At 54.1% G+C, this 13,517-nt stretch carries 5 protein-coding genes and 2 pseudogenes; 4 read left to right on the forward strand and 3 right to left on the reverse strand.

Translation table 11 applies throughout. From position 1 onward, the window contains the following. Positions 1–17: 17 nt before the first annotated feature. Positions 18–1,382 carry a PhnD/SsuA/transferrin family substrate-binding protein gene (locus M4NBBH2_RS07390; RefSeq protein WP_170135117.1) on the forward strand — a complete coding sequence of 455 codons (1,365 nt, stop codon included), beginning with the start codon at positions 18–20 and terminating at the stop codon, positions 1,380–1,382. Here M4NBBH2_RS07390 and M4NBBH2_RS07395 read toward each other — a convergent pair. Then, positions 1,379–2,626, reverse strand: a complete 1,248-nt coding sequence (locus tag M4NBBH2_RS07395) for an IS256 family transposase (protein WP_116269219.1) — start codon at positions 2,624–2,626, stop codon at positions 1,379–1,381. The two genes, M4NBBH2_RS07390 and M4NBBH2_RS07395, sit on opposite strands and share 4 nt — an antisense overlap. 43 nt (positions 2,627–2,669) lie before the next feature. On the opposite strand from M4NBBH2_RS07395, the pseudogene M4NBBH2_RS12420 reads away from it, so the two are divergent. Further along, positions 2,670–2,996: pseudogene (locus M4NBBH2_RS12420) on the forward strand (helix-turn-helix domain-containing protein); the annotation flags it as partial. Between the two features lie 44 nt (positions 2,997–3,040). On the opposite strand, the gene M4NBBH2_RS07405 reads toward M4NBBH2_RS12420, so the two are convergent. After that, entirely contained in the window at positions 3,041–4,738 is a 1,698-nt protein-coding gene (locus M4NBBH2_RS07405) for an IS1634 family transposase (protein WP_116270150.1), read from the reverse strand. Positions 4,739–4,868: 130 nt separating this feature from the next. Between M4NBBH2_RS07405 and M4NBBH2_RS07410 the strand changes: the two are divergent. Beyond that, positions 4,869–5,552, forward strand: a pseudogene (locus tag M4NBBH2_RS07410) (IS30 family transposase); the annotation flags it as partial. 114 nt (positions 5,553–5,666) lie between these two features. Here M4NBBH2_RS07410 and M4NBBH2_RS07415 read toward each other — a convergent pair. Next, on the reverse strand, positions 5,667–9,836 hold the full coding sequence (locus M4NBBH2_RS07415; protein ID WP_202973738.1) for a PDDEXK-like endonuclease domain-containing protein: 4,170 nt from the start codon (positions 9,834–9,836) through the stop codon (positions 5,667–5,669). Positions 9,837–10,235: 399 nt separating this feature from the next. Here M4NBBH2_RS07415 and M4NBBH2_RS07425 point away from each other — a divergent pair, with 399 nt between their 5' ends. Beyond that, positions 10,236–13,460 (forward strand): DUF3427 domain-containing protein, encoded by a 3,225-nt coding sequence (locus M4NBBH2_RS07425; RefSeq protein ID WP_116270340.1) that lies wholly within the window; start codon positions 10,236–10,238, stop codon positions 13,458–13,460. The last annotated feature ends 57 nt before the right edge of the window (positions 13,461–13,517 follow it).

A 13,517-nucleotide genomic window follows, 5' to 3' on the forward strand; every position in this document is an offset into this window, starting at 1 on the left:
TGACTTCGCAGGGGGTGATGGCCGCTCGTACAGCGGCAATGGGATCAAAACCTGTGATCACTATTGCTCTGGTTGATACCTTTTCGCCTGATTTCTACCTTCACACTTATGTTCCTACGGTCGACTATCTTCGGACTCATCTCCCGCAGTACGAATTCAGAATCAAGGAAATAGATTATCGGGACGTGGATGACGGAATTAAGAACGTTCATCCTGATTTTCTTTTTTCTTCAGCTTCTACTTTTGGCGAACTTGGTGCTTTTGAGGGTGCTCATCAGGTAGCAACCAAAAAAAGCGCACAGGAAAAAGACGCAGCTCATTCGCTTTCTTCTCTATTCATTGTTCCAGCAGCTAGCCCTATTCATGATTTTGCGGAGATGCATGGCCGGACGGTGGCAATTACTGACTCTCAAAGCTTCGATGGATGGCAGATAGCGAAGGGAGAAATTTCAAAACATGGCCAGGACCCAGATCGATTTTTTTCAGAGGTTTACGAAACGCATTATGGAATTCCTGACGTGGCTACTTTGGTGTCCCAGGGATTTGCGGATGTCGGTGTTCTTTCCACCTGCGAATTTGAATCCATGGAAGCTCAGGGGCAGATTAAAAGGCAGGATTTCCGTTTAATTGGAGTAAGAAAAGGAATTTCGGGATGTCTGAGGAGTACCGACCAATACCCGGACGTGGTGATTTCCTCAATGCCATGGGTTTCCTCAGACGTGATGCGCGATATGACAATCGCCATCCTTTCCATGCCTAGAAACGGGAGAAATTTCGACTGGGTGGTGGAAAGTGACTTTCAGCCAACAATGGATCTGCTGAAAAGCCTGAAAATCGGTCCCTACCGTTACCTAAGGGATATGAGTCCTCAGGGAATCTGGAAGCGGTACAAAGCAGAAATTCTTCTGACAGTCGCATTGCTACTGGCTGTAATTTTCCACATAGTGACACTTAATATTCTGGTACGCCGCCGCACTGCGGAATTGACTCAGGCTCTGGAAACAACAAGGCGTCTTTACAACGAGAGACGCCAGTCACATCAAAAGATTCTCAACCTCGAAAGAAACAGCATCGTGTCTCAGCTGTCTTCCATGTTTGCCCACGAAATCAAGCAGCCGATCATGAATATTTCCCTTTATGCGGCTGCTCTGAAAATGTATCTGAAACGAGCTGGAATACTGAAAGAGAAACCCGCTGAACTATTGGAGGCTCTTGAATCTGAAGTCGAAAGATCGTCAGCGATTGTAGAGCACGTCAGGTCCTATGCGAAGAGCAGACCAACAGAGAGAAAAGACACTGCGCTTGAAAAACTGATTGAAGACGCTCTGAAAACGTTTCCGGGAGGGTGTGTAATTTTTTGTGGGCGGCTCGTTCAAGGTTAATCGATGTAGGGGGTGATTCGGTCACCAAATAGCACAACCAATTCTCTCATAGCGGCACTCCAGTATGGAGAAGGCCGCACCCATCTTTTCTCTACTTTCCGGATTGCCAGAAAGAGAAGTTTCAAAGCAGCCGTTTCAGTAGGGAAAGCAGCTCGGGTCTTAATTACTTTTCTTAGATCCCGATTAAGGCTCTCTATGGCATTGGTTGTATAAATAAGTCTGCGGATATTTGGGGAAAAATCAAAGAAGGGGATCACCTTATCCCAGGAATCGATCCACTGTTTGGCGATGTAAGGGTATCTGAGCCCCAGTTCCGACTGTGCAAAAGCGTCCAGTTCCTTCCGCGCATCAGCCGCGTTTACGGCCCGGTAAATGGGCTTCAGCGCGCCGGCTACGGCCTTGTAATCCTTATATCCGACGAATTTCAGACTGTTCCTGATCAGGTGAACAATGCAGGTCTGCAGCAGAGTGTTGGGAAAGGCAGCTTCAAGCGCCTCCTTCATTCCCTTGAGTCCGTCTGTGACAGCAATCAGAATATCAGACACCCCCCTGTTTTTGAGTTCAGTGAAGACCTTAAGCCAATATTTTGCGCTTTCGTTATCAGCGACCCACATCCCCAAAACTTCCTTGCGGCCCTGGGCGTTTACGCCCAAGGCAAGATGGACCGCTTTCGGGGTAACAATGCCATTATCACCTCGGATTTTGACTCGAATAGCGTCAAAGAAAACAGTTGTATAAAACGGATCCAGAGGACGGTTCTGCCATTTTTCAACCTCAGGAAGGATGGCGTCCGTAACATCGCTGATAAATTCGGCACTGGTCTCCATACCGTATTCATCATAGAGAAAGCCTTGAATTTCCCGGGTTGAGAGCCCTCTGGCGTACAAGGCCAGAACCTTGTCCTCAAACCCCGCCAGCTGGCGTTTATGCTTAGGAACGACCCTCGGCTCAAACTCTCCCTTGCGGTCTCTGGGTACGTCAATACGGATATTTCCAAGGCTGGACGATTTGAGGGTTTTCGAACTATGCCCGTTACGCTCATTTTCGGTGACACGTTTACCGCCTCTTTCGTAACCGAGATGATTGGTCATTTCACCGTCAAGCATTTGAGTCAGCAGCCGACCGAGCATATGGGCCATAAGATTTTCCGCATCCTCTGCGGTATTAATCTCAAGCCCGGATTTCTTGGCGTTTTCTAAAATCTGTCCTGCAACACTATCCAAGGGGTCTGTCTTTCGTTTCATTTGAGGCTCCTCCAAGAGCAATTATCTCAGAGTCACCCACAAAATTTTCCTCACCCTCCTTCGGGACAGAGTATTTATTTCGGCTTTAACGATTTCAGGCAAATCCCTGTCTGAAATTGCATGTGCGATTGGGAAAAATGTTTCTACGATCTCCCGCGAACTGAAGCGAAACAAGGCTGTATCGGCCCAGGATGGGGCTTCAGCTGCCTATGATCCCTGTGCCGCGCAGGCCCGATATCAGAGACAGAGAAAGCATTGCGGAAAGAGAAACATTCTGAAGTCTGACTCGTTGCTGACAAGGATTGTCTCAAATCTGCTGGTTAAGAAATTCTGGTCTCCGGAGCAGATTCAATACCGTCTCAGAACCCAAAAGTTCTGCAATAGAGCCACGAAAGCCTTCGTGGCTCTGGCTCATCAAATGCCGAGCAGCTTCAGGAACAGTTGGTCGCGCTTCACGGACTCGGTGCTCCAGCGCCTCATTCCCCGCGGCGTCATCACGGAGGTCGTCTTCACGCAGTCAAACCACTCGAGGACTTGAATCAGGGACCTGGCCTCAAGCCATTTCTTGAGACTGACTTCCAGATCGAGCTCGGCCTTCGTCTTCCCATCCTTTTCCGTGCCGAGCCGCTCCTTGATCTCGCCAATCCGCTTGGTGAGGTAGCAGTGGTAGCCGAGCGCGACAAACTGCACGAAGAGCCTGCCCTGAAGGCTGTCAGGGTGCCAGACGCGTGGGCGGCTCCCGTCCATGCCATTCTTTTGGACATTGAAGAGCTCCTCAATCTTCTCCCTCAGCCTGTAGGACTTCAGCGCCTCCTCGGCGTCCTTGACCTCATTGGAGACAAGCGCGAAGAAACCGAAATACTTCCTGGCCTCGCGGAAGGCCTCGTCTCTGAAGGCCACCTTCAGCTTCCCGCCGCGGCCCACGGTCGAACAGTGGAGGAACTTCTCCGCCTTCTTTTCGCCCGCGGGGGAGAGCTGCTCGCCAGCCTCGACGAGCCTCTTGAGCTCGAACAGGTCGTTCACCAGCCTCTGCTCGTCCTTTGTGGCGCGGTCCCTGGAATAGCAGACATGGACATAGAGCCTGCGGCTGAAGGTCTCCGCCTCGCCGGCGGCAATGCCGCCGCGGCTCCTCTGCCTGACGACGGACAGCTCCTTCATGACCATTTTCGAGGCGCAATGGACCGAAGTGTCGAACGAGCAGACGGAGGACACCGAGTCGAGCCTGTCGCGCAGCTCGTCGACGATCTCCCGAATCCAGAGGGTGGAGGGCGAGGCGAGCGTCAGGAACTTCATGCTGTTCCGTGCGAACTCCGCCATGTTCGCCTGGCTGTAGAAGCCGTTGTCCGTAACTACGACGGGCTTGTCGATGTCGAAGCACTGGAGCTGGCGGATGGCGTTCTGGATGGAGATGACGTCCGGCACGTTCCCCGGCTGCTTCGCGAAGGCGACGGGCTGGCGGTCATTCACCGAGTAGAGCGTGAGCAGCTTGACGGTGTCCAGCCCGTCGCCGTCCTTGTTGAATCCCTGGCGGGCCTCGGCCTGCCCCGAGCTGTAGGTCGAAACCGTGGTCGAGTCGAAGGCGATGCTCGGGGACGTCTCGAGCCTTGCCGCCCGGGAGGCAAAGAACTTCTGCTGCCCGTCGCCATCCTTGCCGACCTTGTCGAAGAGCTCGCTGCAGGCGCTTTCGCCCAGGCCTTCCTCGTAGGGCGTCGGGTGGCCGACCTGCCAGGCCTCCATGCGGGGGATCGCCGCGCCGTCCGTGGCGATCAGGTAACGGGCGATGGTGGCGATCTTCTGAGCCGCGGCCGTCCCGAAGGCGCTTTCAAGCCCCTTGTCGATCCCGGTTTCCCTTGCGACAAGGTCCAGGATGTCAGCCAGGCAGGCGTGCTCGATGGAGGCGGAAGCCTCCTTCTTAGACCTGCTTTTAGGCCTTGTCGGAACAATTTCGCCTGTCTCAGGGTCTAGTTTGCCCAAAAGCTTGTTTTTCAACGTGACGGTCTTCTGCGTCTCCCGGTCGTACTGCGTGTGGCGCTCGTAGACGTAGACATCCCCATTGGCGCGGGTTACGCGGCGCTGGCCGACATGGATTTTTCCGGTATAGGTGCGGGACATGGCTGGCTCCAATAATGTTATCTATATTATATATAGTAACACTAAATGGGTCAAGAAAAAACGCAGAAAACATCCCCTTTCTGCGGTCTACTCAGCCGAAATCAACCGAACGTGTGCCTGTTGTAGAACTTTCAGGCTCAGAAAGGAGCTGCCGAATCTAAGGATCAGCGCCACGACAATCTACCGAGGAATCAATTCTGGCTTTCTGGATCGCTTTGTGGATGGCCGAAAGATGTCCCGACACCTGCGACACCACGGTAAAACGCGTCACCGTAAAGGCATGACCGAGAGGCGAGGAAAGATCCAGATCACTCACAGCATTGAAGAGCGACCCCTGGAAGCTCAGAACAGATCTCGCCTGGGGGATTGGGAAGGCGATACCGTCATCGGAAAAAAGGGCGGAGCCTGCCTCACGACTCTGGTCGATAGGAAGTCCGGCTTTCTCTGTGGCGGGAAAACCGCTTCCAAGACTGCGGCCGATGTGTCTGCCGTAATTGAGAAATCTCTGTCAGATAAGGATCTGCGTACGATTACCGTAGATCGCGGAAAAGAATTTTCCTGGGCTGAAAAACTGGAGAAAGATCTCAGAACCAAAGTGTATTTCTGCTTGCCTCATCATCCATGGGAGAAAGGAAGTAATGAAAATACAAACGGACTTCTTAGAGACTTTTTCCCAAAAGGAATGAGTATCGATAAAATTTCTCAGGCAGAAGTTCAGAAACGGTTCAATGCTCTGAATTTCAGACCCAGAAAACGTCTCAATTGGAAGTGTCCGGCTGAAGTCTTTTATTCAGTAACTTTGCACTTGATTTGATAATTCACCATATAAAAAGACCCGGGGAGGAATATCCCCGGATCTTTTGTTTCAGACAATTTGTCTTAAGTAAGCGGAAGCACCTAATTCTGCTTTCTGAAAATCGGCCAGACTTCAGGCTGCGGCATTCTCCGTGTCGATTTTCTGATTGGCGGAAGTGTCCGCTGAATCCCGGACACTCAGGGGATCGTAGGACGCACCGTTTCGGACCGCCTTTGTGGCCGCCTCAAGGAGGCGCCGTTCTTCCTCTGCCCGGTTCCGGAACCAGTCCGTTGACCAGACGCGGTGGAACTTCCACCCCATCCGCTCAAGAATCTGCTGACGGAGGCGATCGCGGTCGCGGGCATTCTTCGAGGAGTGGTACGTCGCGCCGTCACACTCAATCGCGAGCACATAGTCCGAGCTCTCCGGCATCCGGAGCCCAAGGTCAATCCGGAATCCGGAGCACCCGACCTGAGAGTCCACCGAGAAGCCGTTGGATCGCAGGAACTCACAGACCTCCATTTCGAAGTCAGAGTCGAACTGGTCGTCAGAGGGAACGCTGATCGAACGCTCCAGCGCTTTGTCGCCATTCTCCGCGTAGTCGAGATATTCGCGGAGCAGCCTCACGCCTTCAGAATTTGTCCGCTTCAGATCGATATCCGTGTAGTGCATCGAGGAAACGAGCTGGACATTCGATTTCGCGCGGGTCACCGCGACGTTCAGACGGCGCTCTCCCCCTGCCCGGTTAAGCGGACCAAAGTTGAGCAGGAGCCGCCCCTGGGCGTCCTTGCCGTAAGCGACGCTGAAGATGATTGTGTCGCGCTCATCACCCTGCACCGTTTCGAGGTTCTTGATGAAGAAAGGTTCATTTTCCGTATTCCGGAAGAAGGGCTCCATCTCGGGCCGCGTCTGACGGCGCGCGGTAAGCAGATCGTCAATCAGTTCCTGCTGCGCGACGCTGAACGCCACCACACCCAGACTCCGGTCCGGGAACTTCTCGAAGTTCTTATAGATCAGGTCGACAATAAACTCCGCTTCCTTGCGGTTCGTGTGAGACCTGCGGTCAAAGAGACTGTCGCAGTGGTAGTAGTCAACACCGATCCACTTGGCGTCAGTCTTGGTTGACGGGAACGTAATCAACTGATTATCGTAGAAATTCTTGTTTGAGAACGCGATCAGCTGTTCGTAGCGGCTGCGATAGTGCCAGAGGAGGCGCAGCTGCCGCATGGAGGTCGAGCAGAGATCGAGAATCGACTCAAAGTTCGTGACGTCTTCAGTCTCCTCATCCATGTCATCATCAGACTCAATCGAGGCGTTGAAGAAGTTGCTAGGCGGCATCTGCTTCGAGTCACCGACCACGATCAGCTGCTTCGCGCGGTAGATCGCGCCGACAGCGTCCTGCGGGAAGATCTGCGACGCTTCGTCAAAGATCACCACATCGAAATGCACGGATCCCTTCGTGAGATAAGTGCTCACGCTGAGAGGCGACATGAGGAAACAAGGTTTCAGCGTCTGAATCACGTCGCCAGCCTCTGTGAGAAGCGTTCGGATGCTCTTCAGACGGCGCTTCTTTTCGCCCTCATGACGAATGATGGCAACCGGGCTTCCGCGCGGCACCCGATCAAGCGACGGGCGTTCAGCGGAAAGCTTCGCCTTGATAATTTCTTTATTCAGTTCAAATTGTTCGGTGTCTTTCTCACGGAAGACCTCAATCGCCTTGTCCTGCGAAATCCGGTTAAAGGAATAGAGAACCGGGCTTGACGCGAGAATCGAATCAATCCACTGGAAGACGAAAAGACGCTTAAACGCGCTGACGAGATCCTTAGGCTCGATCTGCTTTTCAATCGCCAGATCGACATAAGGCAGAATGCCAAGCGTCGAGAGCCGTTCGAGAAGCGCCCGGAAGTGGCACCAGTTGTCGAGCTGGGATGCAGACGCCAGGCAGCGGTTCAGCTTATCAAGGGCTGCCGGTCCATCCGTTTTCCCAAGATCAAAGACCTTCGGATCAAAAGCGTCTGATACGCCTGAAAGTGCAGTCTCGGCCTCCGCGCTGAGAACATTTTGAAGCTCTGATGCGAAGTCCGCGAATGCCTTCCTTTCGGAAAGGAAGTCACTGTAAGTCGCGATATTCCCAAAGGAAACTCCCTTGGAGAGGACTTCCTTCAGAGTCCCAAGCTGATTTCCAAAATAGGCCCAGTCGGTGTCGAGCCCCGCGTAGGCAGTCCCGAGGAACGGGCGGATTTCAGTCTCCGCGGTTTTGAATTCATGTGTCTTTCGCTGATAAACCTCAAGCGCCTCAGTCTGCGCCACCGCTTCTTCGAAAGACGGTTTCGCGCCGTCCTTCCGGCAGCTTCTGAGCTTCCGGATGATGGACTTATATTCGCCATTAAAAAGCCGCGAGAAGAATCCATCGAACTGAGTGATCAGCTTCTCATTGACAGCCGCGCCATCGAGCTCAAAGATTCCGGCATCGAACTTGGTATCAAGCGCTTTGCGGCGGGTCTTGATATCGGAGCTGATCGTTTCGAGTGTCTTCAGTCCTTCTGTCACCTTCCGGAAGTTTTCTTTCTGGAAGAGCGCAGGGGTAATGGCATCAGACTTCGACGCGAAGGCGAAGAACTCCTGCCAGAACCGGGCATCCTCAATTGACGAACAGGCGACCCCATACTTCTTCGAAATTTCTTCGGCAAGCGGCACGAGTGCCCGGAGGACTTTGGAAGCGTCTCCGAGGTTCTTCTGCGTCTCAGCCTTCGCCTGGTAAGTCGTATCGGTTTTTGAGTAGCCGAACCAGGCGTTCTCTCGGTAGCGATAGCCAATCGAAGGCGCGAAGTCCACAAACTGCTCAAGAAGCGGCACGGTTTCAATGAGGAAGTCCCGGCCTTTGGTCTGCAGGTCAGGCACCGCCCAAAAGACTTTCGGCGCATTTCGGAGCGACGCGTAGACCTCGTAGAGCTGATAAAGGGTCTTTTCAATGACAGGGCGCGTTTTATGCAGTTCTTCCGCATAGGCGTCAAGCTGCTTCTGCGCCTGTTCCTTTACGGCGATTTCGTCCGCCGCCTCAGCCGGCACCTCGGTTTTCGGCGTGAGAAGTGTCCGGTTCAGGTCACCGATGAAGTCCTTCTTATTCGCTTTCTGGCTGTGAAGCTGAATACAGAAGTCACCGAGACCCGCCGCGCGGAGTTTTTCATAGACGACATTCAGAGCGGCGAGCTTTTCTGATACGAAAAGCACCTTCTTCCCATCGCTCAGGCATTCCGCGATGATGTTGGTAATCGTGTGGCTTTTTCCGGTGCCGGGAGGCCCCTGGAGCACAAAGCTGCGGCCGGATTTGGCGAGCTCAATCGCGCCGATCTGGCTTGAGTCCGCGTCGAGCACCGTTGTGAGTTCGGTAAGCGGATTCTTGATATCAGCGTCTTCAGGCTCCTCTTCTGCTGCGGTGCCGTCTGATGAGCCGCCCTCTCCAATCAGTATCCTCACGTTGTCGTTCGAGAGGATTTCGTCCGCGTTATCAAAGAGATCCCGATACATATTGATCTTCTGAAACGAGAACGTCCCGATGCGGCAGTCTGACGTCACGGTCCAGCCGAGACGGGTAACCATTTCGTTGATCGCGGCGAGATAGTCCGAGAGCGACTTATAGGTCTCCTCGTCATACTCGGGGAGCGGAATCCCCTGCTCCTCCTGCATTTTGTACGCGAACGTGGGGTTCACGATCACGTCATCCTCGGTCGTATGAATAACGTAAGGTGAAACGGCTGACGACTGATCGAGCTGGATCGGAACCAGCAGAACCGGAGCCCGGAAAAATTCGGACGATGACTCACTCTCCCGCCAGTGGATGAACCCAAACGCCATGTAGGCGACGTTAACGCCGGTTTCTTCAAGCAGGGTCTTCGCCTTGCGGCGGATATTTTTGAGCGCCGTAAAGGGAGCGGGAGAGCCGTTGCTCCATACAAGGATTTCGTTTTTCCGCGCGGTCTCGCTCTTCTTCTGATAGAGCTCCATAAAAGCGGTCTTGCGGTCCGCGGGTTTCTTTACCGGTGCCGGGGCAGGGTTTTCGGAGAAGAGGTCCTCACCCGAATTCTCTTCTGCCGGCTCTTCAAGCAGCTGTCCGTAGAGCCGCGGATCAAACACCTCAAACGTCGCGTCCTTCTGAATTTTCACAAACAATTCATCCGGCGACGGCGAAAGCACTTCAACGGTCGAGGACTTCGAATCCTTGAAACTGATGAGGTTGCTCCGTTTTCCCGTATCCAGCAGGAGCGACGCCCATTTCCTCAGTTTTTGTTTACCAATATCCACTGCTTCCTTCCTCGCAACGCGTTTCAGAGCTTTTGTCCGCTATGCCTTTTATTCAGCACAAAAAGCCGCAGGGCCTGTTCCTGCGGATTGTGCAGAATTTTAGCGGATTGGAGAGGGTAGCATTTTCAATTCTGTTAAAACGTGTTTCAGAATTTCGGATTTCCGACGTTCCCCACAAATCCGCACGGCATTAGACTGATTTCAGCGTGTGACAATAACGATTATTGAAGTATTTGGTATTGAACTTTATCCGGCTTTAATCTGCCCCGGCATTTTTTCAGTCGTTTTTCAGAGAGTTTCGGGTTTTCTGCGCGCAGTCTCCTGGATTTCCCGTATTGGAGGATCCTGTCCCCTGTCCCCCTGGTAAGCTGCAGGAAAAACCTGACGTTACGAATTTCCATGCCGGATACGAAGCCACTCCTTCCCGCCCTGCCCTGCGGGCTTTATGAATCCCTGATGACTGAAGTGCTGCAGGAGAAAATCCGAAGCAGCGGGGCGTACCTGACAGAAGAAACAGCGCCGGACCCGGCCGGCATCCCGAGGCTCCTTCGTGTTTACCTTGGAGAGCTGATTGAAAAGGCTCTGCAGGCCGCGGCGGATGACGCGGCAAACGATGACGAGGCTATCGGCGAAACCGCGGCCGAGCGTCAGGTAAGCCTTGCGAACCGTCTGATCCGGATGCTTTCCGACTCGACACCCGCAGTCACGGACGACGCGCTCCTTGCAATCCCGCCAAAAGAACTGCTCTCCCTTCAGAAGAAAGCGGATCCCGCGCATCCAATCGCCGAAAAGCGGGCTGCCCTTCCCCGTCCTTCCACCTCCGTCACGTACGCGACGCTGATCACCGATTCTGACCGGGGATCCGCGAATCTCCTTCATGAACTGAAGGCCGAAATCCAGACCGCGGACCGGATTGACCTTCTCGTGGCCTTTGTGCGGTTTTCCGGCATCGGTCCGATGCTCGATGAACTCACCGCGTTCTGCCAGGCGGGAAAGAAACTCCGCGTGATCACGACCTGCTTCACCGGCTGCACGGAACTCGCCGCCATCAGGCGGCTGCAGGAAATCGGCGGGGATATCCGGATTGAGCTGAACCCCGGCCTTACCCGGCTTCACGCGAAGGCCTATATCTTCCACCGCGACACAGGGTTCAGCACGGCTTATATCGGTTCTTCAAACCTCACCCGGGTAGCCGTGAACTCCGGCCGTGAGTGGAACGTCAAAATCACGAAGACTGAGCTCGGGGACACCTTCCGTCAGATCGCGTCTAACTTTGAACGTTACTGGGAAAGCGGCAGTTTTACGCCGTACCGGGGAACAAAAGAGGATGACGCGGCAGTCGAGGCGGCGCTCTCAGACGCGGGGAGTCTCTCAAAAGGGAAACCACTGAAGCTCAGTATGAAGTTTGATATTGAGCCCTATGAGCATCAGAAACAGATTCTCGAGAAACTCGAGTCCGAGCGGGCCCTTGGCTTCCGGAAGAATCTCGTCGTCGCGGCCACCGGCACCGGCAAAACACTGATCGCGGCGTTTGACTTCCGGAATTACCGGAGGCACTTCGTTTCAGAGAAGGGGCGTGAGCCGCACCTTCTCTTTATCGCGCACCGGCGGGAAATTCTGGAGCAGAGCCAGTTTGCCTTCGCGGCGGTTCTCGGAAAACCGGAGTTCGGAGATCTCCTGGTGAACGGCCGGAAGCCGGAGGATGAGTCCGTGCTTTTCGCTTCGGTACAAAGCCTGAATCGGGATTTGGTCGCTCGTTTTCCCACAGACTATTACGACTACATCGTAATCGACGAATTCCATCATGCGGCAGCGGACAGCTATCAGGCTATTCTCGGTCACTTCAGACCGGATATTCTTCTCGGTCTTACAGCGACTCCTGAGCGCATGGATGGAAAGGACATTCTGCAGTATTTCGATCACGGGATATCCGCTGAAATCCGCCTTCCTCAGGCAATCGAGGATGGTCTCCTCTGCCCCTTCCAGTACTACGTGGTGTATGACCCCGTGTCGCTTGAGAACGTCACCTGGCGGAACGGCCGCTATGACTCAAACGCACTCACCGAGCTCTATACCGAGGGACGCGCGGCTGGCCTCCGGAATAACGTCATTCTGAAGGCTTTAGAGAAACAGGTCGGAGACCTGAATTCGATGAAGTGCCTTGCCTTCTGCGCGAGCGTCAGCCATGCGCGCGCCATGGCAGCGCTATTTAACGAGGCCGGGATCTCCTCTGAAGTGATCGATGGCACAACCCCGGACGGGATCCGATCGAGTGCAGCGTCTGATCTGGAAACCGGAAAGCTGAAGGCTCTAATGACGGTCGACGTCTTTAACGAAGGCGTCGACATCCCCTGCATCAATACGGTCCTGTTCCTGAGACCGACCGAAAGCCTCACAGTTTTCCTTCAGCAGCTTGGCCGGGGACTTAGGAAATACGGCGATCAGAAGGACTGTCTTACGGTGCTCGATTTTGTCGGCCAGGCAAACGCCCGGTACAACTTCGAAGAGCGGTTCCGAGCTCTCCTCTCCGTCACGACCGGCGGCACGGTGAAGCAGATCCAGACGGGGTTCCCGGGACTCCCGAGCGGCTGTGTGATTGAAATCGAGAAACGGGCTCAGGCGGTCATTCTTGAAAACATCCGGCAGTTCTTTGGGCGCGGCGAATCGCGGATGCAGTCTCTGATCCGGAACTTCGAATCCGACTCGGGCGAAGCGCTGACACTTCAGAATTTCCTGCGTTTTTACCGTCTTACCGCGAAATCCTTCTACATTCAGGCAAAACGCTCTTTTGCCCGATGCTCCGCGGACGCTGGAAAAAGGGAAGATTTCCCGCTGACCGACTTTGAGCTTTCCGCGAATAAAGCTCTTGCGAAAGGCTGGTGGGCCGATATCGACTCTCCGGAACTGATCCGACAGATCAGGCTGCTTCTCAGCACCCCGGATCTCCGGATGGAGGTGGAAACCGAAAGCGATCGGGAGCGGCGTCTCACAGAGATGTTCGCGGAACTCCTCCGCTCGGGTCAAAAGGACACCGCGGATCCGGTGTCCCGGATAGAGGAACTGAGAGAGAACCCCGTGATCGCCTCGGAACTTCTTGATCTGCTCACGATTTCAGAACACAGCCGAAACGCGGTTCCAGTGATCTGCGACCCGGCTCCGGACGGTATCCCGTTTGAAACGGGCTGCACCTATACCCGAAACCAGATCCTGATCGCGATGGATCGGCTCTGCACCTGGCGCGAAGGCGTGAAGTACTTCAAAAACCGGAAGGCTGACGTTTTCCTCATCACAATCAATAAGTCAGAAAGCGACTTTACCTCTTCTACCCGGTATGAGGACTACGCGATCAACGACCGGGAGTTCCACTGGCAGAGCCAGTCTCAGACGAGAAGCACGAGCGAAACAGCGGATCGCTATTTCCATCATGAGGAAAGGGGAAGCCGCGTTTTCCTCTTTGTCCGTGAACGAAGGACGGATCCGGAGACGAAATCCGCTATGAGCTATACGTGCCTCGGAGAAGCGGTGTACGTCAGTCATCAGGGATCCGCTCCGATCAATATTGTGTGGCGGCTGAAGACTCCGCTCAGCAGTCATCTCCTTCAGATCTGTCAGGCGAGCCGCTGAAGACTGCCTTATTCAGGGGATCCACGAGAGGTTTTATCCGCTGGGCGAGCGGCTTTT

It is taken from the genome of Mesosutterella multiformis (genome assembly GCF_003402575.1).
GTDB lineage: Bacteria > Pseudomonadota > Gammaproteobacteria > Burkholderiales > Burkholderiaceae_F > Mesosutterella > Mesosutterella multiformis.

Bases quoted from the DNA above. Each gene is read 5' to 3' on its own strand.
- M4NBBH2_RS07405 (WP_116270150.1), bottom strand. From the start codon at position 4,738: ATGTCCCGCACCTATACCGGAAAAATCCATGTCGGCCAGCGCCGCGTA.
- M4NBBH2_RS07395 (WP_116269219.1), bottom strand. From the start codon at position 2,626: ATGAAACGAAAGACAGACCCCTTGGATAGTGTTGCAGGACAGATTTTA.
- M4NBBH2_RS07425 (WP_116270340.1), top strand. From the start codon at position 10,236: ATGCCGGATACGAAGCCACTCCTTCCCGCCCTGCCCTGCGGGCTTTAT.
- M4NBBH2_RS07390 (WP_170135117.1), top strand. From the start codon at position 18: ATGGCCGCTCGTACAGCGGCAATGGGATCAAAACCTGTGATCACTATT.